Genomic DNA, 20,366 nt, shown 5'->3' with positions numbered 1-20,366 from the left:
TCGTCGCCCGGGCGGTCCGCGGCTCGCGACGTCGGTCAGAACGTCAGAGCGAGTCGGCACGCACAGCGAACAGAACTCACAGCGAACAGAGGGCGCTGGCCACGCGGCACAGATCCACGTGCCCACGACTGGTCAAGCACATCGTCACCGACACACCATGAGACTAAACGGACATCCGAACTAAGTCAATCAAACATGTAGGAATTATCGGCTTACCTCCGCGTGGCCCTCGCCACGGCGACGCGCGGTGGTCCATCGAACAAGCCCGCCGCCCGGATAGGATGCCGACCGGTCGGGCGCCGCCCGCACCCCGCGCCCGCCGCCACCGGCCCGAACGACGCTCCCGCCGTTCCGGCGGACAGCACCGCCGCGCCACTCCGCCACCGCCGACTCCGCCACCGCACGAGGAAGGGCCTTCCAGCCGTTGTCCCGACGTGTCCGTTCGGCACTGGTCGTGCTGCTGGCGCTCGGACTGGCCGGCGCGGCCGCGGTCTACCTGCGATCCGACTCGACGTCCGCCCGCAACACCGCCCCGCGCCCCCGGCCGCCGGTGGTGTACGTGCTGGGCGACAGCTTCACCACCGGCATCCGCGGGCTCACCAAGGAGCAGGCGTACGCGGGGCAGGCGGCGCGGATGCTGGGCTGGCAGGCGGTGATCGGCGGACGGGTCGGCTCCGGGTTCGCCGAGCCCGGCCCGGCGAAGCAGCGCTTCGACACCCTGTTCACCAGGCAGTTCGCCTGGCGGCCGGCCCCCGACATGATGCTGGTCTCCGGCGGGCACAACGACGTGCTCACCCCGATGGGGCAGGTCCGCCGCCGCACCGTGGCGCTGATCCGCCGGATCAGGGCGCACTGGCCCGGCACCCATCTGGTGATCATGGGGCCGACGTGGGGGCGGGACGTGGGCGCCAAGGCGATCCGCGTGCGCAACACCATCCGCGCCGCCGCGGTGTCCGAACGCGTGCCGTTCATCGACCCGATCGGCCAGCGCTGGTTCACCGGCAACCGCAGGAAGGGCACCGGCAACGCGGTGCACTACATCCGGGCCGACAACATCCACCCCAACCCGGCCGGCAACCGGCACATGGCCGCGTGCCTCGTCGCCAACCTGCGGACGCTCGGCCTGGCCCGCCCCGTCCGCGGCCGCCCCGCCACCCCGTCGCCGGCCGCCACCCCGCCACCGGTCACCGCCCCGACCGCCGCGGCCACGCCCTGAGCCGCGCCGCGGGCGGTCACTCCCAGGCCGCGGTCTGCGGGTCGACGCCGTGCGCCGCGGCGTTCGCGAAGATCACATCGCGCAGCCAGACGGTCAGGCCGGGGGCGAACGCGTCGTAGTAGTCGGCGAATCCGGGTTCGCGGACGTAGCCGCGCGCGATGCACGCGTGCATCGCGTGCGTGCAGTCGAAGTACCTGGACATCAGCGCGCGGTGCCGCTCGGCGAGGGCGTTCGCCGCGGCCGAGCCGGGCGCGACGCCGGCGCGGCAGGCGGCGGCGAGGTCGGCGTGCAGGGCGTCGGTCTCGGCCTTGACGTCCCGCCAGTCCTGCGGCGACATCGCGGCGGCCCGCTCGGCGTACTGCGCCCACTGCGCGCTGTCGCCCCAGCGCTCCTCGGCCTCCTCGACCCAGGCGGGCCGCCAGTCGGCGCCGAAGATCTCCACCTGCTCCTCGGGGGTCAGCCGCATCCCGCGGCCGGACGCCTCCAGCATGCGGTCGACCGCGTCGAGCATCTTCCGCAGGCGGTCGATGCGCTCGACGAGCTGCGCCCGCTGCCGGCGCAGGTGGTCGCGCTCGTCGGCGTCCGGGTCGTCGAGGATGCGGCCGATCTCGGCGAGCGGGAACCCCAGCTCCCGGTAGACCAGGACCCGGTGCATCCGGGCGACGTCGTCGCCCGAGTACACCCGGTGCCCCGCCCAGGTGCGTCCGCTCGGGCGCACCAGGCCGATCGCGTCCCAGTGGTGCAGCGTCTTCACGCTGACCCCGACCAGCGCGGCCGCCCGGCCGACGGTCAGCCCGTCGGCGGACGGGGGCGCCTCTTCCCGCGGGCGGGCGTCTCGGTGGGCGGCACTCGTCACCAGCACAGTGTCGCCCACCTCGCCCGGGTGCGCGGACCCCGCCGGGGTCTCAGGCGGTGGTCGGGACGCCCGCGTTCACCAGCACGTCGCGCGCGGGCAGCGCGACGCTCTGCGCGGCGGTCAGGCCGGAGGCCGCGATGTGGGCGTCGGCGATCCGCAGGCCGGCCGCGTACCCGGCGAAGTCCGGCAGGCCGACGGGCTGCTGCCCCATGCGCTGCGCGGTGGCGTCGCCGTGCACGTACGCGGTGAGGTTCTGCATCCCGGCCACGTCGATCCCCGCCGTGACCTTCTCGTAGACCTCGTCCAGTTCGGCGCCGGCCAGCCGGGTCGCCCACGGCCCCAGGGCCTGCTCGCCCCCCAGTTCCCGCACGAACGCCTCGGCCAGCCCCTCGGCCACGACCTGCTCGCCGACCGTGACCTCCGCGGGGTTCCAGGTGATGTTGGCGTAGCGCACGTTGTGGTGGAGTTCGTGCGCGGCGGCGTAGCCGATCTTCGCCAGGCTGGTCTCGGTGGGCCACATCGTCAGGTGGATCGCGCCCGGGAAGCCGCCCACGCCGAAGTAGCCGGCGCTGCGGACCGTCAGGTGGTCGTCGTCGGGGTTGCCGAGCACCAGGACGACATGCAGGGTGTCGGCGTGGTCGGCCTCGGGGGCGGCGTCGCTGAGCCGCTTCCACGCGGCGGCGAGGCTTTCCTCGACGCGGGGCCACACGTCCGCGTCCTGCATCTCGCGCAGGGCGGCCAGGTAGCGCGGGTCGTCGCGGTCGACCCGGAAGCCGCTGCCCATCTGCTGGTGCATCGTGACCATGTCCATGCCGGGCGGCATGGGCATCACGCCCTCCAGCGGGCGGTAGATCTCGCGCAGGGCGTCGGGCCGCTCGTCCACCGGGAGCCGCAGCAGGTCGGCCATGGCGGACGCGGTGTCGTGAACTACGATCTCCATGCCCCGGGACCGTAGGACCTCCTGTTACAGGAGGGGCAAGCGCGCGCGGCCACGGCCCGGGACGCGGGGTCACCAGGGGCCGTAGGGGCCCATGTTGGTGCGGCCGCCACCGCCGCGCTTCTTGTAGGGCTGGACGGCGGGCCGCACGTCGGCCAGGTAGACGGCGGCGGCGATGAAGGCAGCCACCGGCAGGATGCCGATGAGCAGCATGATCGGGTTGGCGCCCTGGAGGGGCAGCACGGCGTGGGCCAGGCCCAGGACGGCGGCGACGCCGAGGATGATCGTCCACAGCTTCTTGCTCTGCTTGCCGGCCGCCACATAAGCGTCCTTGGGGACGGTCAGGGAGTCGACCAGCGCCCACGCCTCCATGGCGAACGCGATGACCAGGAGAGCCCAGAAGAACAGTTGCAGTATTCCGAAAGCTTGCACCGGTCAGCGCTCCTGCCTGTCTCGGCCGCGAGGTCCTCGGGTCCCACCTTAGGGGCAACCTGCGCGTCACATAAAGGACGACGGGGCCCGGCCGGGTTGTTCCCGGCCGGGCCCCGCGGGCCGGTGGTGCGGGCCTGGGGCGCGCCCAGGCGGCCGCACGCTCAGGCGCCGCCCTTCCGGCTGCTGGCCGCGGCGGCGCGGGACTGCGTGGTGCGCCGCTGGGTGCCGCGGGCCCGGGTGGCGGGCTTGGCGTCGGCCTCGGTGATCTCGGCGACGGCGGCGGCCTCCCGGTGCATGACGCGCTTGCCCCGCTCGGCGAGCTCGTCGATGAACTCCACGGCGCGGCCGGCGCCGTGCGTCACGTACGCGACGGCGGCGTTGGGCAGGTCCTTGACCTCGATGCGCTCCTGCATGCGGCCGACGTTGTCGCGGACCTCGCCGCGGTAGCGCTCCATCGCCTCGCGGATCTGGCCGCGGTAGCGCTCCATGAGCTCGCGCAGGTCGTCCTGGTACTTGACGGCGGTCTCGCGGGCCTTGACGACCTGCTCGGGCATCTCGCGGATCTTCTCGACCGCCAGGTCGCCCGCACCCGCGATGGTGTAGACGGCCCTGTTGTCGCGGAGGGTGGTAGCCAATGTCATTCCACCTCGTCCTTCCCTGTGTCCCGGTGACGCTCGGATGTGGCGGCGGCAGCCTCGTTCTCCCTGCGGAACGACTCGTAGACGTCCAGCAGCACCTGCTTCTGCCGTTCGGTGAGCAGGAGGTCGGCCCGGATCGCGGTCTGCACGTCGGTGTCGGCGGTGCGGTCCTCCAGGATGCCCGCCTGCACGTACAGGGCCTCGGCCGAGATCCGCAGCCCCTTGGCGATCTGCTGGAGGATCTCGGCGCTGGGCTTGCGCAACCCGCGTTCGATCTGGCTCAGGTACGGGTTGGAGATGCCCGACACATCGGCGAGCTGGCGCAGCGAGATCTTCGCTCGGGTGCGCTGCTCGCGGATGTACTCGCCGATCGAGCCGACCTTCGGACTTGCCATGGTTCCACCCTGCGTCAAGGTGCTTGCAATTGCAAGCACGATAGCTAGCACTGATCCGTGAGAACCCTCACAGCGGGTTCGAGCGGAAAGGGGTCACTCGACCGCGCCGGCCGGCGCGGTCCAGGTGTTGCAGACGGCCAGGCCGTCGCCGCGGAAGCCGATCGCGACCCAGCCCGCGTAGTTGCGGGACGAGCCGTGGTCGCGCTGGTCGGGGGGCAGCCGCTCGTCGCCCCGGCCCCGCACGTCCTCCATCATCGCCAGGTACTGGCGGCGCGTGAGGCCCATCGCGCGGCGCTCGGCGCCGAGGAACGCGCCCGCCAGGCACTGCGCCTGCAGCTCGATGCGGCGGCTGGTCTCCATGCGGGCGGCGGCGGTGGACGCGGTCTCCATCTGCTGGTGGCCGTACCGCAGGATCCCGGCGCGTTCCTGGACGTGGTGCCCGTACTCGTGCGCGACCACCCGGGCGAACACGGCGAAGTTCGACAGCGGCTCGCTGCCGGAGGTCTCCACGATGTGCCGCAGCCCCACGTACATCGTGTTGTTGGCGGGGCAGTAGAACGCCGAGGCGCCGGGGTTGGGGTACGTGCCGCACGGGCTGCGGCCGGACGTCTCCCAGAACACCCGCTTGGGCGGGCTGAAGGCCATGCGGGCCTTGCCGAACTGGTTCCGCCAGGACGCGTCGAGGCAGTCGCTGAGCGCGTTCATGAAGCGGCGCATCGACTCGGGGGCCTGCTGGATGACCGGGAGGCGGCAGGCGACGGGGGTGAGCGCGCCGGTGGCGTACAGGCGGTTGTCGGTGGCGTCGGCGCGGGAGGCGGCGGGCTGCCGGCCCAGGCCGGAGCCGATCGTGCCGCCGTCGCCGTCCCAGAACAGCCAGAACCCCACGACGGCCAGCACCACGAACGAGGCCAGCACGCCGACGAGCCCGGCCACGGTGCCCCCGGTGGTGCGGCGCGGCCCGCGCCGGGGCGGGGTGTAGCGGTACTCCCCGGGTCGCCGGGCGGGCGGGCGAGGCGGTGCCGGCGCCGGTGCCGGCGGGGGGTACTGGCCTGGCATAGCCAGAAATCATCCCACACAGCCGAAATCCCACGCGCAGGTCGCGGATGCCGACGGGCCGGGCGTACCTCCGTGGCAGGCGGGCGCCGGGCGGCTACGATTTGCGCCCATGTCGGGTTGTTCGCGGCCAGTGGTCGCCTCCCTCGCTCTCGCCACGCTCGTCGCCCTGCTCGTCCCGGGGCGCCCCGCCCAAGCGGCGGCCGCACCGTCCGCCCAGACCGGCACCGCCCAGACCGGCACCGCCCGGACCGGCACGGCCCGGACCGCCGCGGCGGCAGCGGAGACGGTGGTGCGGGACCAGGTGGCGCTGCGGGTCGGCGAAGGCGGGACGCTGCACGCCCGCGAGACGATCGTCTACGAGTTCGCCGGGCAGCGCGGGTTCACCCGTTCGTTCGTGACCCGCGAGCACGAGAGCGTCACCCGCGACCGGGTGTACCGGCTGGAGAACGTGCGGGCGTCCAGCCCCGACGGCGGGCCCACCCAGGTGTCGCTGTCCACGTCCGACACGCGCACCGACGTGCGGGTGAGCGGCCCGGGGGCGCTGACCGGGCGGCGCACCGTGGTCCTCGAGTACGACGTACGCGGTGCCGTCGCCCCGATGGGCGACACCGAGGAGCTGCGCTGGCCCGCGGCGGGCGGCTGGCGGGTGCCGGTGGCCGAGTCGCGCGCCACCGTCGACGGCGGCGCGATGATCCGCAACATCAACTGCTTCGCCGGGCCGCCCGGCACCGCGATCGGCTGCACGCAGTTCTACACCAACCACACGCACACCCAGGGCGTGTTCAGCCAGCAGGAGATGCTGGCGGGCGAGTACCTGACCGTCGTGGTCGGGTACCCGCCGGGCGCCACCGGAGGCAAGGCGATCCACGAGCGGCGGCACACCGTGGCGACCGCCTTCTCGATCAACGCGGTGACCGCGTCGGCGCTGCTGGGGCTGCTGGTGCTGCTGCTCGGCGGCATCGTCCTGCTGTACCTGCTGCGCGGGCGGGACGCGCGGGTGGTGGGCCGCCGGGCCGCCGAGGGCGACCACGCACCGGTGGCGGGCGCCCGCTTCGAGCCGCCGGACGGGGTGCGCCCCGGCCAGATCGGCACGCTGATCGACGAGCAGGCCGACGTGATCGACGTGACCGCGACGATCGTCGACCTGGCGGTGCGCGGCCATCTGCTGATCGAGGAGCAGGACCGGGAGGCCACCGGCCGCCTGGACTGGACGCTGCGCCGCCTGCCCGCCCCGGCCGACGACCTGCTGCGCTACGAGCGCATCCTGCTGGAGGCCCTGTTCACCGGCGCCGACGGCGCCCCGCGCGACGGCGTCCGGCTGTCGGAGCTGGACGGCACGTTCGCCGACGCGCTGGCCCGGGTGCGCAGCGCGATGTACGACGACGTGGTGGAGCAGGGCTGGTTCGCGCGCCGCCCCGACGCGGTGCGCTCGCGCTGGACGATCGCGGGCATGGTGCTCACCGTGCTCGGCATCGCGGGCACCGTGGCGCTGGCGCTGTTCACCGACATGGCGCTGGCCGGGCTCGCGGTGATCATCGCGGGGGCGGCGCTGGCGTACGGCGGCCAGTACATGCCCGCCAAGACCGCGCGCGGCTCGACGGTGCTGGCGCACACCATCGGGTTCCGGGCCTTCCTGGAGCGCGGGGAGCTGCCGGCGGAGGCCGGGGCCGAGCTCGACTCGCGGGAGCGCATCGCGCTGTTCTCCCGGTTCCTGCCGTACGCGGTGGTGTTCGGCGTGGTCGGCCCGTGGGCCAAAACGGTCGAGGACGCGGGCGAGCGCGCGGAGGGCGCCGACAACCTCGCCTGGTACGAGGGCCCCGCCGAGTGGGACCTGTCCCGGTTCGCCGAGTCGATGCGGGTGTTCACGCTGACGACGTCGGGGGCGATCTCGCAGTCGCGGGGCCTGCGCGGGGTGCTCGCCAATCCGGAGGGCTGACCCGCCGGAGAGGGGGCGGACGCCGCGGTTGGATTCCTCCCGCCGGGTAGGGGCCCGGGCGAGGAGGTGTGACGGTCGTGGCCGCGACTTTTCCCCTCGGCGACAACTACTGGCAGATCCTGGGCCCGATCGTGATCGCGCTGGCGCTCGTCGCCTGGTTGCTGCTGCTGTGGTACGGGCAGCACAAGCGGGTGCGCATCGAGCGCATGCACGGCCGGTCCGCGCACCGCGGCGCCGTGACGGGCGGCATCATCGAGGGCAGCCCGGCGCAGCGGACGCGCCGCGACGAGGCCGAACGCAAGAGCTGACCCCGGCGCAGGGCGGGCGGCGGCCGGATCGCCGGTAGGAGCCGGACGGGGCAACGAAAAACGCTGCTCGTAAGATGTCAGACATCTTACGAGAGGAGCGTTTCGTGACCCTGAGTCCCGTCCCGCGCGGATCCACCGTGGAGGCCGTGCTCGACCAGCTGCAGGCCGAGGTCAGCGGCGGCGCCTGGCGGGTGGGCGAGCGCATCCCCGGCGAGATGGACCTGGCGGCCCGGCTGGGCGTCAGCCGCCCGGCGGTGCGCGAGGCCATCCGGGCGCTCGCGCACGTCGGCGTGCTGGAGGTGCGGCGCGGCGACGGCACGTACGTGCGCAGCTCCGCCGACCCGCGGCCGCTGCTGCGCCGCGTCCAGGGGGCGACGCTGCGCGACGTGTTCGAGGTGCAGCTCGCCCACGACGTGCAGGCGGCCCGGCTGGCCGCGCGCCGCCGCACGCCCGCCGACCTGGCCCGGCTGGAGGAGCTGCTGGCGGCCCGGGACGCGGCCGAGGACGCCGACGAGTTCGGCGCCGCCGACTCCCGCTTCCACCTGGGCGTCGCCGAGGCCTCCGGCAACCCGGTGCTGGTCGAGGCGTGCCGGTACTTCCTCGGGCGGCTGCACGAGTCGCTGAGCGCGGTCCGCCTGGACCACCGCATCCCCGAGGCCGGCCCCGAGCGGCACCGCGCCGTCCTGGACGCCATCGCCGCGGGCGACGCCGACGCCGCCGCGCGGGCCGCCGCCGAGGTGATCGAACCGACCCTGGCCGCGGTGTCCGCCCTGCTGGAGTCCGAATCCCGGGAGCGGCCCGGGGGCCGTCCGGAGGGGGCGGGCGCCGCGGACGGCGGGGAGGCCCGGGCGTGAGCGAACGGCGCGGCGCACTCGTCCTGCGCATCCTGCTGATCGTCCTGGTGGCGGTGAACCTGCGGCCCGCCCTCGCCTCGGTCGGGCCGCTGCTCACCGACATCCGCACCGACCTCGGCCTGTCCGGCACCGGGGCGGGCGCGGTCACCACGCTGCCGCTGGCGTTCTTCGGCGCCTACGGGCTGCTGGCGGCGTTCCTGCGGCGCGCCCCGCGCGGCGAGACGCTGCTGGTGACGGCCATGGGGCTGCTGGTGGCCGGGCTGCTGCTGCGGCTGGCGCCGAGCACCGCGGCGCTGTTCGCCGGGTCGCTGGTCGCCGGGATCGCGATCAGCATCGGCAACGTCGCGATCCCCGCGATCATCAAGCGCGACCATCCGGGGTCGATCACCACGGTCACCGCGATCTACACCGTGGCGGTCACCACCGGGGCGGCGGTGTCGTCGGGCACCGCGGTGCCCGTGCGGCAGGCGCTGGACGGGTCGTGGCGGCTGCCGCTGGGCCTGCTGGCGATCCCGGCGGCGCTGGCGGGGCTGGCCTGGCTGCCGCGGCTGCGCCGTCCCGCACCGGGCGCGCCGGTCGCCGCGGGCGCCTCGCGCCGGGTGGCGGCGCGGGTGTGGCGGTCCGGGCTGGCCTGGCAGATCACGGTGTTCATGGGCGTGCAGTCGCTGCTGAACTACGTGGTGCTCGGCTGGCTGCCGACGATCTGCCAGGACCGCGGCATGGCCGAGACGTCCGCCGGATACGTGCTGGCGCTGTCGGCGCTGGCCCAGGCGGTCGGGTCGCTGTCGATGCCCGCGATCGCCCGCCGCGCCCGCGACCAGCGGCCGGTCGTCGCGCTGGCGACCGCGCTGTGCCTGGCCGGGTTCGCCGGGATCGCCTGGGCGCCGATCGGGTCGGTGTGGGTGTGGACGGTCGTGCTCGGCTTCGCGCAGGGCGCGCTGTTCGCCACCGCGCTGGCGCTGCTCGGCCTGCGGGCGCACGACGCACAGGTGGCCGCGCAGCTGTCGGGCATGGCGCAGGGCGTCGGATACGTGATCGCGGCGCTGGGCCCGCTGCTGGTCGGCGCGCTGCACGACGTCACCGACGGCTGGACGGTCCCGATGGCCGTGGTGCTGGCGATCACCGCCGGTCTGGCGGTGCCCGGACTGGCCGCGGCCCGCAACCGCACCGTGGGCGTTCCCGCCCCGGCCGAGCCCGCGCGGGTATGACTTCCGCGGAAACGCGCTGACCAGCGCGAATGCGGGTACATAGGAGGTGAGTAGCCGCGGTGCACATGGGTATCCGCCCGTTTCGAAGCATTCCGCTCGGGAGGTGGGAGACGTGGTGGTACTGCCCGGAGCCGTCCACATCGGCCCGGAGATCGCGCTGTGGATCGGCCCGCCGATCCTGGTGATCGGCATTCTCGTGTGGATGACGATGACGATCCTCGCCTCGTCGAAGAGGATCCACCCGGATCGCCGGTGCGACCAGTCCCCGCACTGGGGGCCGGTCGAGGGCGGCGCCTATCACTATTGGCCGGGGATGTACTCGCACAGTACGCCGAACATGCAGTTCCCCAAGGACCTGTATCCGGCGCCGGAGCGGCCGAACCGGCAGCCCACGCCGGTGACCATCGAGGGGGAGGCGCCGAAGGCCGAGAAGCCCGCGGCCGGCGTGCCCAAGGCCGGGGAGGCCAAGACTCCCGCCCGGCACGGCCCCGGGGCGCCGCCCGCCTGAGCGGGCGCCGGGTCAGCGCGCCGCCGTGAACAGGCCGGCGGCGGGCCGGATCGTGCCCACGACCCGCTCGCCGCCGGTCAGCGGCGCGGCCTCCAGCTCGTCCAGGGCGGCGGCGTCCACGCCCGCCGACGCGTCGACGCCGAGCGCCCGCAGCAGCGCGACCGTGACGGGCGTGCGGGCCCGCGTCGCCCCGTCGTCGATCTTGACGGCGCCAGCGCGTCCGTCCGCGGCGGCGAACGCGTCCACGCCCTCGGCGCCGCACTTGACCAGCAGCCCCGGCACCGCGTCCATGAGGCGGCGCTCGTCGCGGCGCGTGCCCGACGTCCACCGCGGGTGCGCCCGCATCGCGTCGGCGACGCGGCGTTCGGCGGTGCCCGGCGCGGCCAGCACCAGCGCGCGGAACGCCCGCGCCACCCCGGTCGCGGACACCGCGAACAGCGGGGCGCCGCATCCGTCGACACCGACCGCGGCGACCCGCTCGCCCGCCAGCTCCTCGACCGTGGCGCGCACGAGCTTCTGCAGCGGGTGGTCGGGGTCCAGGTAGGACGCGGTGGGCCAGCCCGCCGCCGCGCACGCCGCCAGCATGGCCGCGTGCTTGCCCGAGCAGTTCATCCGCAGCCGCGACCGGTCGCCGCCGGACCGCGCCATCGCCGCGACGAGCTGCTGCTCCATCGGCCAGGCGGGCGGGCAGCGCAGCGCGCCCTCGTCCAGCCCGGCCGCGGCGAGGATGGCGCGGGCGCCTTCGACGTGGAAGTCCTCGCCCGAGTGGCTGCCCGCGGCCAGCGCCAGCAGCTCGCCGTCCAGGTCCAGTCCGGCGCGCAGCATGGCCACCGCCTGCATGGGCTTGTTCGCCGACCGGGGGAAGATCGGCGCGTCGGGGTCGCCGGCGCACACCGCGACCGAACCGTCGGCGGCCAGCCCCACCGCGGACCCGCGATGCCGCGACTCCACGAAACCGGAACGTTCCACCTCGACCAGCACCGGATGGGCGTCCACCACGCTCCCAACGCCGCGACCTGCGGTTGACCCCCCACAGGATAGGGACTGAGGGCGCTGGTCAGCGCGGTTCGACACCCAGGAAGGCGCGCGCCTCGGCGGCGGACATGGCGGGCCGCTGCGCCAGGTCGGCGAGGGTGGCCGCGCGCTCCACGAGCTGGACGTTGGACGCCACCGGCCGCCCCTTGGCGAAGGTGAGCGTGTCCTCCATGCCGACGCGCAGGTGACCGCCCGCCGACAGCGCCGCGTACATGACGGGGAGCGTGGTGCGGCCCACGCCGGTGGCCGACCAGGTCGCCCCCTCCGGCAGCGCCTCCACCGCCGCGACCAGCGTCCGCGCGTCGCCGGGCATGCCGCCCGGCACGCCCATCACCAGATCGCAGTGGACCCGGCCGCCGTAAGGCGCGCCGTGCTTGTCGAGCAGCCGGTGCAGCGCGGCGATGTGCCCGAGGTCGAACAGCTCGAACTCGGGGACGATCCGCAGCTCCTGGGTGCGCCGGTACAGCTCGGTCATGAACGGCCACGGGTTCATGAACACCTCGTCGCCGAAGTTGACCGTGCCGCAGGTCAGCGAGCACCCGTCCGGCCCGGCCTCCAGGACGCGCAGCCGGTCCTCGTAAGGGTCGGTGACCGCGCCGCCCGTGGACAGCTGGACGACCAGGTCCGTGGCCTCGCGCAGCGCCTGCACCGTGTCGCGCAGCCGGGGCAGGTCGAGGGTGGGCCGGGCGTCGTCGTCCCGGATGTGCACGTGGATCACCGCCGCGCCCGCGGCCTGGCACTCCTTGGCCGTCTGGACCAGCTCGTCCAGGGTGACCGGCAGCGCCGGGACGTCCGCCTTGGCCGACTCGGCCCCGGTGGGCGCCACCGTGATGAGCGTCTTTGCTCCCATGCAGGCAGAATGCATGCCCATGAGGGCTGTAGTCCAGAGGGTGAGCCGCGCCTCGGTGACCGTTGACGACCGCGTGGTGGGCGCGATCGACGGGCCGGGGCTGCTGGCGCTGGTGGGGGTGACGCACGACGACACGCCGGAGCGGGCCCGCAAGCTGGCCGCCAAGCTGTGGGGGCTGCGCGTCCTGCCCGAGGAGAGGTCGTGCTCGGACCTGGGCGCCCCGCTGCTGGTGATCAGCCAGTTCACGCTCTACGGGGACACCCGCAAGGGGCGGCGCCCCAGCTGGATCGCCGCCGCGCCCGGCCCGGTCGCCGAGCCGCTGGTGGACGAGGTCGTGACCGAGCTGCGCGCGCTGGGCGCCAAGGTCGAGACGGGCGTGTTCGGCGCCGACATGAAGGTGTCCCTGGTCAACGACGGCCCGGTCACCCTGATCGTCGAGACCTGACCCGCGCCCGGGGGCTCACAGGTCGAAGCCGTAGACCACCCCGGCGATCGTGACGAGGGTGCCCAGGGCGGCCAGCAGGATCAGGGTGCGGTCGGCCTGGGCGAGCCGGCCGCGCACCGCGGGCGAGACCACCAGCGTGCCGGTCGCGCGGTTCGGGTCGGCCTCGGGCCGGCGGCGCAGCGGGTTGCGCAGCCCCACCAGGCGCCACAGCGCGTCCGTCTTGACCTGCTGGTGGCCGGGCGAGCAGGCGAACAGGCGGCCGCGCGCGGGCTCGCGGCAGGTGTAGCCGCGGCGCGTGGCGACCCGGCAGATCGTGGGCACGAGCACCAGCTCGTACAGGCACCACAGCAGCAGGGTCAGCAGCGCCAGCCGCCAGGACCGCCACCAGCCCGCGGCCGCCAGGAGGACGGCGAACGCGCCCCACCAGACCAGGGCCGACTCGCGGCGCCGCCGACGGCGCCGTCCGGTCGCGCCCTTGCGGACGAGCGGCGGCCCCTGCTTCCCCTGCGCGACCATCGGACCGGACTCACCCCCTGACGGTTCTCCGTCTACGACAGACGAGTCTGCCCGGATGGTAGGAACTTTACGCCCGGCGAGCGGCTTGTCGGGGGAAATTAATCTTGGCGTTGGCGCCGGTGTCCGGCGACACGATGACCTCCTGGGCGGCGGCCACGCCCCCGGCGAGCAGCTCGGCGTCCACCGGGACGTTCCGCTTGACCAGCGCCAGCGCGATCGGCCCCAGCTCGTGGTGCCGCGCCGCCGACCCCACGAACCCCACCGTCCGGCCGCCCGGCACCTCCACCGGGTCGCCGTGGGCGGGCAGCCGGTCGACGCTGCCGTCCAGGTGCAGGAAGACGAGGCGGCGCGGCGGGCGGCCCAGGTTGTGGACGCGGGCCACGGTCTCCTGGCCCCGGTAGCAGCCCTTGGACAGGTGGACGGCGGACTCGATCAGGCCCATCTCGTGCGGGATGGCGCGGTGGTCGGTGTCCAGGCCCGGGCGCGGGCGGTGCGCGGCGATCCGCAGCGCCTCGTACGCCCAGATGCCGGCGGGCCGCGCGGTCTCGGGCAGCCCGGACAGCTCCTCCCGCTTGATGATCTGCGCGGTGCCGACCACGTCGGGCAGGGCCAGGACGCCCGGTTCGGGGTCCCGCCCGGTGGTCACCACCGCGTACGCGTCGCTGACGTCGGCCACCTCGACGCGCAGCATGAACCGCATCCTGTCGAGGAACTCCACCAGCGCCCCGGCGGTGCCCGGCTCGACGTGCATCCAGACCGCCTCGCCGTCGTCCACCAGGTGCATGTGGTGCTCGATGTGGCCGTGCGGGCTCAGCAGCAGCGCCTCGGTCGGCTCGTACGGCTTGAGGTTCTGCAGGTGCTGGCTGGTCAGGCTGTGCAGCCAGCTCAGCCGGTCCGGCCCGGAGACGCGCACGACCCCGCGGTTGCCGCGGTCGACGAACGCCTTGCCCGCCTCCAGCGCGCGTTGCTCCTGCGCCGGTTCACCGTAGTGGGCGGCGATCTCCTGGTCGGGCGCGTCCGCGGCGACGGCCCCCGGCAGCTTCAACAGCGGGCTCTCCATGCGTCCCAGACTATTTCCCGCCGCCCGCTCCCATGAGCCCCGCCGGGGACGCTATCGGCGGCAGGAGCCGCAGCGCCCGTAGACGGTGAGGTGGTGGACGTCGGTCTGGAACCCGAACTGCTTCTCCAGCAGCTCCGCCAGCCCGGCGGCGGCCTCGGGGTCGACGTCGTTGACGGTGCCGCAGTCGCGGCAGACCAGGTGGATGTGATCGGCCTCGGCCGCCAGGTGGTAGTTGGGCGGGCCGTGCCCCAGGTGGGCGTGCTTGACCAGCCCGAGCTCCTCCAGCAGTTCCAGCGTCCGGTACACGGTGGAGATGTTGACGCCGCGGGCGGTGCGCTGGACCTCGGCGCAGATCTGCTCCGGGGTCCCGTGCTCCAGGTTCGTCACCGCCTCCAGAACCAGCTGGCGCTGGGGAGTGACCCGGTAGCCCTTCGCCCGCAGCTCCTCCTGCCACGTGTCCGCCATGTGCGAATTCTATGTTGTGCCGGATGTCACCGTGAGGGCCTTTCGGCCCTGTGCAGCGGGCCTTCCGGGTGGCATTGCGCAGGGCCGGATGTCGGGGGGTGTCCGCCCACCGGAAAAATGTCTTGCCCCCCGCGTCGGCCTCGCATAGCCTGCGTCTCACGCAGGAAAGGAGGTGGTCCTAGGCATGAGTGACTGTAGGACTTGCGAGGTGGCTGTCCACTAGGTCGCCGTCACGCCTTGGCACTACCGATTCCGCGGACGAGCTAGCCGTCCCCAGGGAGACGTAGGCCGGTCGCGGCGTCGACCGGTGAATACCAGGCAGACACCGGGCCCCCGGACCGATGGGTAAGTCCTCCCATCACCCGCGTCAGGCGGAAGGTCCGGGGGCCTTCTCATGCGCACGGCGCCCCGCACGCGCCCGGTGCCGTCAGCCGACCTTCTTGAGCTGGGCCGACAGATGGGCCTGCAGGGGCTGCCCCATGGCCGCCATCTCGTACACCCAGCCGAGGTCGCGCTTGCCGTCCTTCTCCGGCATCAGCCCGTACAGCCGCCGCCCGGCGGTGACCTCCTTGGCCGACCTGGTCCGCGCCACCACGTCGGTCTGCATCTCCACCCGGTTGAAGGCCACGGTCCCGACGTAGATCTCGACGATGCCGGTGGGATGGGCCAGGGTCACCTCGACCTGGTTGTCGGGCTGCGGCCGCCAGTACCCGGTCTCGGTGCCGAGCGGCCGGCCGAGGGAGCCGTCCTCCTCGATCAGCCAGCTGCGGCTGGTGTAGATCAGGAACGGCTTCCCGTTGTGGGTGAACGAGACCTCCTGCCCGAAGTTGAACGCCTCGATCGTGGGATAGTCGCCGACTCCGGCGCCCTCCCACGTGCCCAGCAGGAACTCCAGCGGCTTGAGGTCGGGGTGCAGCTCAGGCTCCATGGCCACCGAGCGTAGCGGCGCGCCGGAGGGCTCGGGACATCGCCGATCCCGCCGCCCCCGCCGTCGGCCGCCGCCGGTGTCAGCGCAGCCGCGACAGCCGCACCACCACCAGCATCGCGGCCACCGCCACCAGGCCGAGCACCACGACCAGGACCACCGTGTTCACCATGCCGCCCACGGCACCGAACCCTACGCCGCGGCGGGGCCCGACCGCGCCCCGACGCGCGTCCTGGCCCCGGCTAGGCTGCGGGCATGGCGAGATCTCTTGTGATCAAGGCCACGGCGGGCGCCGACGCGCCCGAACGCTGCAACCAGGCGTTCAACGTCGCGGCGGCCGCGGTGGTCAGCGGCGTGCCGGTGTCGCTGTGGCTGACCGGCGAGTCCTCCTGGTTCGCGCTGCCCGGCCGCGCCAAGGAGTTCCGCCTGCCGCACGCGACCCCGCTGGAGGACCTGCTGGACGCGGTGCTGGCGGGCGGCCGGGTGACGTTGTGCACGCAGTGCGCGGCGCGCCGCGACATCGGCCCCGACGACGTGATCCCCGGGGTGCGCATCGCGGGCGCCCCCACGTTCGTGGAGGAGATCACCGCGGAGGGCGTGCAGGCGCTCGTCTACTGACCGCCACCGACCGCCGGGGACGGGCCGCCGGCAGGCGGGGCCGACCGCGCCGCGGGCGACCCGGCGGCCGCGGTGGCGGCGGGCCCGCCCGGCGGCCGGGCCGCCCGCGGCGGCGGGACGGTCAGGACGACAGGACGGCGTTCAGGCGCTCCTCGCGCAGGCGGCCGGCCCAGGAGTCGTCGATGGGCGGCAGGTCCCGGCCGATCGCCCAGCGCAGCAGCAGGTCGGCCAGGCCGGGGTTGCGGACCAGCGCCGGGCCGTGCATGTAGGTGCCGATGATGCGCCCGGCGTAGGCGCCCTCGTACCCGTCGCCGTTGCCCACGCCGTGCACGACGCGCGCCAGCGGCCGGGCGTTCGGGCCCAGCCGGGTGACGCCCTGGTGGTTCTCGAACCCGGTGATGCGCGGCACGTTCAGCTCGGGCGCGACATCGCCGACGATCTCGCCGACGGCGCGCTGCTCGCCGCGTCCGCTGCTGATGTCCAGCAGGCCGAGCCCCTGGACGGGCTGCCCCTCCTCGCCGCCGAACTGGGTGCCGAGCAGCTGGTAGCCGGCGCACACGGCGAAGATCACGGCGCCGCGCTCGGCCGCCCGGTACAGGCCGCCGTCGTTGCGCAGCCGCTGCGCGGCCAGGATCTGCGGCCGGTCCTCGCCGCCGCCGAGCAGGTAGATGTGGCCGTCGACGGGCACCGGCTCGTCCGAGCGCACCTGCACGGTCTCGTAGGGGATGCCGCGCAGCGCGGTGCGGCGCTCCAGGATGATGGTGTTGCCCTGGTCGCCGTAGGTGCTCAGCAGGTCGGGATAGATCCAGACGATCTTCAGGCGGTCAGACGACACGGCCGTACCTCGCTCGGATGTTCTGGAAGGCGGTGTAGTTGGCGATCACGTCCAGGTGCCCGGGCGGCACCGCCATGACCGCCTGCTCGATGTCGTCCACCACGGTGAACGTCACGTCGGCGGCCTCCAGGCGGACGGCCAGGTCGATGCGGCGCTCGCCGGTCACCCACACGGGGCGGCCGCGCAGGATGCGGTAGTCGACGTCCCACAGCCAGGAGGTGTCGCGGCCGTCCGGCCCCTGCGCGTTGATGGACAGCGCGACCGGGCCGGGCGCGGGCTGCAGCACGTCGAACGCCTCCAGCCAGCCCGCCGGGTTCTTCGACAGCAGCAGCCGGATCTGCCGGCCCTGGTGCTCGACCGTGGTGTAGCGGCCGGCGACCGACTTGACCTGCGCCAGCAGCGGCAGCGCCTGCTCGGGCGGGACGCCGAACTGGGCGACGACGGCCAGCGCGATCGCGGCGTTGGACCGGTTGGCGCGGCCGGGCAGCGACAGCCCGGTCAGGGAGAAGGCGCGGCCGTCCGGGGCGGTCACCACGTCGCCCTGCAGCACCCAGTCGGGGCGCGGGCGGGCGAAGGAGCACTGGCGGCAGCGCCAGTCCTGGCCCTCGCGGTCCAGCGGGCCGCCGCACTCGGGGCAGCACCAGGAGTCCTCGAGCCAGTGCTGCCCGGCGGCCACCCACGTGACGCTCTTGGCGGTGGACGCGCCCCAGGTCACCAGGGGGTCGTCGCAGTTGGCGACGACGTGGCTCTGCGGCGAGCCCTCCAGGGCCCGGCGCCACTTGCCCGCCAGCAGCCAGATCTCGGCGGCGCGGTCCATCTGGTCGCGGCTCAGGTTCATCAGCGCGACGACGTTGGCGCCGGTCTCCTTGAGCACCATCGGCACGTACTTCTCGTCGCACTCCAGCACGCCGTAACGGGCATCCGGAGCGGAGGCCAGCGCGGACACGTGCCCGGTCGGCATGTTGGCGCCGAAGGCGTTGGTGGCGACCTCCCCCAGCGGGGTCATCGCCGAGGTGATCAGCCGGGTGGTCGTGGTCTTGCCGTTGGTGGCGCTGACGAGGACGAGCTTGCGGTCCCGGGCGAGCCTGGTGAGCAGCTCGGGGTCGAGGGCCAGTCCGACCCGTCCCCCGATCACCGATCCGTCACCCCGGCCCGCCAGCCGGGACATCCTCGCGGCCGTACGACCGAGCGCGACGGCCAGCTGCGAACGCAGCGGTAGATCGCTCATGGGCTCCGTCTTCTCTGGTTGTGCATCCGGGCGCCTGGAAACCGCTCCGAGCCTAGCCGCACGTGCGGGTGTCCCGTCGCCGGACCGGACGATCAAGGTCGGGCGCGTCACCGCGGCGGCCGGTCCGGGTCGCCTTCCGCAGTGCGACGAGTGTCACACGGAAGCGGGCGAACCAGGCCCGTCCATCTTGACTCTCACCGCATGTCGTGGTTCGGTGCGAGCCCCGGCGACGGCGCGGCGGAACCGGCCGTCCTTGCCATCCGGGCGCAGCAGAGCGCCCTCACCTAGTAATTTGTCCGGGGCCCTACTGTTTCGCGGGGAAAGCGGCAACAAGGCGAGGTCTGAGCCATGCAGTGTCCGACGTGCGGTACGAACACGCCCGGCACGCCGGGCACGTGTCCGAACTGCCACGCGCCACTGGGCGCCCCGGCGAACGGGCCGCTGGGCGCTCCCGTGGTCGGCGGGCCCGCCGCCACCGGGGAGACGGCCGTCATCCCGGCGCCGTCCGCCGCACCGGCCGCCCCGTCGGCTGCTTCGTCCGACGGCCCGCCGGTGTCCCCGTCGGCTTCGACGGGGCCGTCCGCGCCCGTCGGCGCGGACCCGGAGACGACATCGGCGTGGGCGTTCGACGCCGCCGACGTGGCGGAGGCCGCGCCGCCGCCGAAGACTCCCGCCGGGGGCGCGCCCACCGTCGTCGTGCCCGCCGTCGCCCCTGCCGACGCGCACACTCCGTCGAACGGCTTCACTCCGCCCGCGCCGCCTGCGCCCGCGCCCGCACCGGCCGAGCCCGCGTCCGCACCCGCGCCCGCCGAGGCCGCGTCGATCGAGTCCGCCCCTTCGGCGCCCGCGCCTTCCGCTGCCGACGCTCCGGCCGCGCCTCCTTCGGCGCCCGCGGCGCCCAAGGAGGGCGGCGACGCGCAGGACGCGGCGGGCCCGCACGACCCGACGGCCCCCGAGCCGATCATCCCGGAGTCGTGGTTCGCCCAGCCCAAGGCTCCGAAGGAGAAGCCGGACGAGCAGGGGCAGGCCGCCCAGGCGCAGCCGGCGCAGCAGCCGCCCCCGGCCTGGGGCATGGCCGCCGCGCCCCCGGCCGACAACGCGCCGCACGGGGCGACCGCCGTCCTCGACGTCAACGCCCCGCAGCCGCCGGCGCCGCCCACCCTCATGGACCAGGGCATGTACGCGAACCAGGCGCCGGGGATCCCCCCGGGCGCCGCGGTCGGCGGCCCGAACTACGGCGGGCCCTTCCACAACCCGGCCGCCGGGCAGTTCACCCACCCCATCCAGGGGGCCGACACCGCTCCCCCGGGCTTTCCGCCCTACCCGGCGGACCCGAACGCCAAGGCCAAGAAGGGGGTGAGCAAGCCGCTGCTCATCACCGTCTCCGGGCTCGTCGTGGCGGCGCTGGTGTCGGTGAGTCTGGTCATGTTCAGCAAGGACGACACCAAGTCGCAGCAGCCCGTGGCCAACTCGGCCTCGCCGTCCCCCGCCAAGACGGCGGCGCAGCAGCCGACGACGCCGGCCGCGGCCACGATGCAGAGCCAGGCCAGGGAAGTGAACGCCATCCTGCTGGCCAGCCGCGACACCCACAACCAGCTCAAGCGCGCGGTCGGCGCCGCGGGCTCCTGCAAGACCCTGCCCCAGGCCATGGCCGGGTTCCAGACCGTCAAGACCCGGCGGACGAACCAGCTGCGCCGCACGCAGGCCCTGAAGCTCGACAAGGTGCCCAACGGCGAACGCCTGCGCGCCAGCATGCGGCAGGCGTTCCAGGCGTCGCTGGAGGCCGACCAGGCGCTCATCACGTGGGGGCAGCGCGCGCAGCGCAACTGCCGCGGCAAGCCCCGTCCGGCGGTGAACCGCGCGTCGGGGCGCATGGCCGCCGAACGCAAGGCGATCATCGCCAAGCGCAGGCTCGTCGCGATCTGGAACCCGATCGCCCGGCAGGCCGGTCTGCCGCACCGGATCGCCGCCAATCTGTGACCGCCCGATCGCGGGATGAATTGCGGCCCACCCGGCATTGCCGCACTATGTTGGGACGGGTCTTC

At 74.1% G+C, this 20,366-nt stretch carries 24 protein-coding genes; 9 read left to right on the top strand and 15 right to left on the bottom strand.

Annotated features, from left to right (window positions below; translation table 11 throughout):
- Nucleotides 1–76: 76 nt before the first annotated feature.
- Entirely contained in the window at nt 77–142 is a 66-nt protein-coding gene (locus ABD879_RS32895) for a putative leader peptide (protein ID WP_352231474.1), read from the bottom strand.
- Nucleotides 143–424: 282 nt separating this feature from the next.
- Here ABD879_RS32895 and ABD879_RS03750 point away from each other — a divergent pair, with 282 nt between their 5' ends.
- On the top strand, nt 425–1,216 hold the full coding sequence (locus tag ABD879_RS03750) for an SGNH/GDSL hydrolase family protein (RefSeq protein ID WP_345017433.1): 792 nt from the start codon (nt 425–427) through the stop codon (nt 1,214–1,216).
- 16 nt (nt 1,217–1,232) lie between these two features.
- Here ABD879_RS03750 and ABD879_RS03745 read toward each other — a convergent pair whose 3' ends face one another.
- From ABD879_RS03745 to ABD879_RS03720, 6 genes are all read right to left on the bottom strand, one after another.
- Entirely contained in the window at nt 1,233–2,072 is an 840-nt protein-coding gene (locus ABD879_RS03745; RefSeq protein ID WP_345017431.1) for a MerR family transcriptional regulator, read from the bottom strand.
- 49 nt (nt 2,073–2,121) lie between these two features.
- Entirely contained in the window at nt 2,122–3,012 is an 891-nt protein-coding gene (locus ABD879_RS03740; protein ID WP_345017429.1) for a DUF2268 domain-containing putative Zn-dependent protease, read from the bottom strand.
- Nucleotides 3,013–3,081: 69 nt separating this feature from the next.
- Nucleotides 3,082–3,441 (bottom strand): DUF2516 family protein, encoded by a 360-nt coding sequence (locus ABD879_RS03735; protein ID WP_345017427.1) that lies wholly within the window; start codon nt 3,439–3,441, stop codon nt 3,082–3,084.
- Between the two features lie 161 nt (nt 3,442–3,602).
- Complete coding sequence (locus tag ABD879_RS03730) at nt 3,603–4,082, bottom strand: hypothetical protein (RefSeq protein ID WP_345017425.1); 480 nt, start codon at nt 4,080–4,082, stop codon at nt 3,603–3,605.
- On the bottom strand, nt 4,079–4,474 hold the full coding sequence (locus ABD879_RS03725; RefSeq protein WP_345017423.1) for a helix-turn-helix domain-containing protein: 396 nt from the start codon (nt 4,472–4,474) through the stop codon (nt 4,079–4,081). The genes ABD879_RS03730 and ABD879_RS03725 overlap by 4 nt, the downstream gene beginning before the upstream one ends.
- Nucleotides 4,475–4,567: 93 nt before the next feature.
- On the bottom strand, nt 4,568–5,407 hold the full coding sequence (locus tag ABD879_RS03720) for a neutral zinc metallopeptidase (RefSeq protein WP_345017421.1): 840 nt from the start codon (nt 5,405–5,407) through the stop codon (nt 4,568–4,570).
- A gap of 232 nt (nt 5,408–5,639) precedes the next feature.
- Here ABD879_RS03720 and ABD879_RS03715 point away from each other — a divergent pair, with 232 nt between their 5' ends.
- From ABD879_RS03715 to ABD879_RS03695, 5 genes are all read left to right on the top strand, one after another.
- Entirely contained in the window at nt 5,640–7,466 is a 1,827-nt protein-coding gene (locus ABD879_RS03715; RefSeq protein ID WP_345017419.1) for a DUF2207 domain-containing protein, read from the top strand.
- Between the two features lie 77 nt (nt 7,467–7,543).
- Entirely contained in the window at nt 7,544–7,774 is a 231-nt protein-coding gene (locus ABD879_RS03710; protein ID WP_345017418.1) for a hypothetical protein, read from the top strand.
- Between the two features lie 104 nt (nt 7,775–7,878).
- On the top strand, nt 7,879–8,628 hold the full coding sequence (locus tag ABD879_RS03705; protein ID WP_345017416.1) for a FadR/GntR family transcriptional regulator: 750 nt from the start codon (nt 7,879–7,881) through the stop codon (nt 8,626–8,628).
- Nucleotides 8,625–9,836, top strand: a complete 1,212-nt coding sequence (locus tag ABD879_RS03700; protein ID WP_345017414.1) for a CynX/NimT family MFS transporter — start codon at nt 8,625–8,627, stop codon at nt 9,834–9,836. The genes ABD879_RS03705 and ABD879_RS03700 overlap by 4 nt, the downstream gene beginning before the upstream one ends.
- A 112-nt stretch (nt 9,837–9,948) precedes the next feature.
- A complete protein-coding gene (locus ABD879_RS03695; protein WP_345017412.1) occupies nt 9,949–10,344 on the top strand; it encodes a hypothetical protein in 396 nt (131 codons plus the stop codon).
- Nucleotides 10,345–10,356: 12 nt separating this feature from the next.
- Here the strand turns inward: ABD879_RS03695 and ABD879_RS03690 are convergent, their stop codons facing one another.
- Both ABD879_RS03690 and ABD879_RS03685 read right to left on the bottom strand, forming a co-directional pair.
- Nucleotides 10,357–11,340: an asparaginase gene (locus tag ABD879_RS03690; protein ID WP_345017411.1), complete on the bottom strand. Its 984-nt coding sequence runs from the start codon at nt 11,338–11,340 to the stop codon at nt 10,357–10,359.
- A gap of 61 nt (nt 11,341–11,401) precedes the next feature.
- Nucleotides 11,402–12,229 carry a beta-keto acid cleavage family enzyme gene (locus ABD879_RS03685; RefSeq protein WP_345017410.1) on the bottom strand — a complete coding sequence of 276 codons (828 nt, stop codon included), beginning with the start codon at nt 12,227–12,229 and terminating at the stop codon, nt 11,402–11,404.
- Between the two features lie 19 nt (nt 12,230–12,248).
- Between ABD879_RS03685 and dtd the strand changes: the two genes are divergently transcribed.
- Nucleotides 12,249–12,674, top strand: coding sequence for a D-aminoacyl-tRNA deacylase (dtd, locus tag ABD879_RS03680; protein WP_345017408.1), 426 nt, complete (start codon nt 12,249–12,251; stop codon nt 12,672–12,674).
- A 15-nt stretch (nt 12,675–12,689) separates the two neighbouring features.
- Here the strand turns inward: dtd and ABD879_RS03675 are convergent, their stop codons facing one another.
- The 4 genes from ABD879_RS03675 to ABD879_RS03660 all read right to left on the bottom strand — a co-directional run bounded on the left by ABD879_RS03675 (nt 12,690) and on the right by ABD879_RS03660 (nt 15,643).
- Nucleotides 12,690–13,190: a hypothetical protein gene (locus ABD879_RS03675; RefSeq protein WP_345017407.1), complete on the bottom strand. Its 501-nt coding sequence runs from the start codon at nt 13,188–13,190 to the stop codon at nt 12,690–12,692.
- A 67-nt stretch (nt 13,191–13,257) separates the two neighbouring features.
- Entirely contained in the window at nt 13,258–14,250 is a 993-nt protein-coding gene (gene ygfZ / locus ABD879_RS03670) for a CAF17-like 4Fe-4S cluster assembly/insertion protein YgfZ (RefSeq protein WP_345017406.1), read from the bottom strand.
- Between the two features lie 51 nt (nt 14,251–14,301).
- Nucleotides 14,302–14,715, bottom strand: a complete 414-nt coding sequence (locus ABD879_RS03665) for a Fur family transcriptional regulator (RefSeq protein WP_345017404.1) — start codon at nt 14,713–14,715, stop codon at nt 14,302–14,304.
- A gap of 427 nt (nt 14,716–15,142) precedes the next feature.
- Complete coding sequence (locus ABD879_RS03660) at nt 15,143–15,643, bottom strand: heme-binding beta-barrel domain-containing protein (protein ID WP_345017402.1); 501 nt, start codon at nt 15,641–15,643, stop codon at nt 15,143–15,145.
- Nucleotides 15,644–15,895: 252 nt separating this feature from the next.
- Between ABD879_RS03660 and ABD879_RS03655 the strand changes: the two genes are divergently transcribed.
- Entirely contained in the window at nt 15,896–16,258 is a 363-nt protein-coding gene (locus ABD879_RS03655) for a DsrE family protein (protein WP_345017400.1), read from the top strand.
- 121 nt (nt 16,259–16,379) lie between these two features.
- On the opposite strand, the gene ABD879_RS03650 is transcribed toward ABD879_RS03655, so the two are convergent.
- Entirely contained in the window at nt 16,380–17,093 is a 714-nt protein-coding gene (locus ABD879_RS03650; protein ID WP_285496570.1) for a type 1 glutamine amidotransferase, read from the bottom strand.
- A complete protein-coding gene (locus ABD879_RS03645; protein ID WP_345017397.1) occupies nt 17,083–18,321 on the bottom strand; it encodes a MurT ligase domain-containing protein in 1,239 nt (412 codons plus the stop codon). The genes ABD879_RS03650 and ABD879_RS03645 overlap by 11 nt, the downstream gene beginning before the upstream one ends.
- A gap of 348 nt (nt 18,322–18,669) precedes the next feature.
- Between ABD879_RS03645 and ABD879_RS03640 the strand changes: the two genes are divergently transcribed.
- Complete coding sequence (locus ABD879_RS03640) at nt 18,670–20,301, top strand: flagellar basal body-associated FliL family protein (RefSeq protein WP_345017395.1); 1,632 nt, start codon at nt 18,670–18,672, stop codon at nt 20,299–20,301.
- The last annotated feature ends 65 nt before the right edge of the window (nt 20,302–20,366 follow it).

The sequence above is a fragment of the Actinomadura keratinilytica genome (assembly GCF_039539665.1).
Lineage (GTDB): Bacteria > Actinomycetota > Actinomycetes > Streptosporangiales > Streptosporangiaceae > Spirillospora > Spirillospora keratinilytica.
Note: the sequence above shows the minus strand (reverse complement) of the source record. Positions and strands in the feature narration are given on the sequence as shown.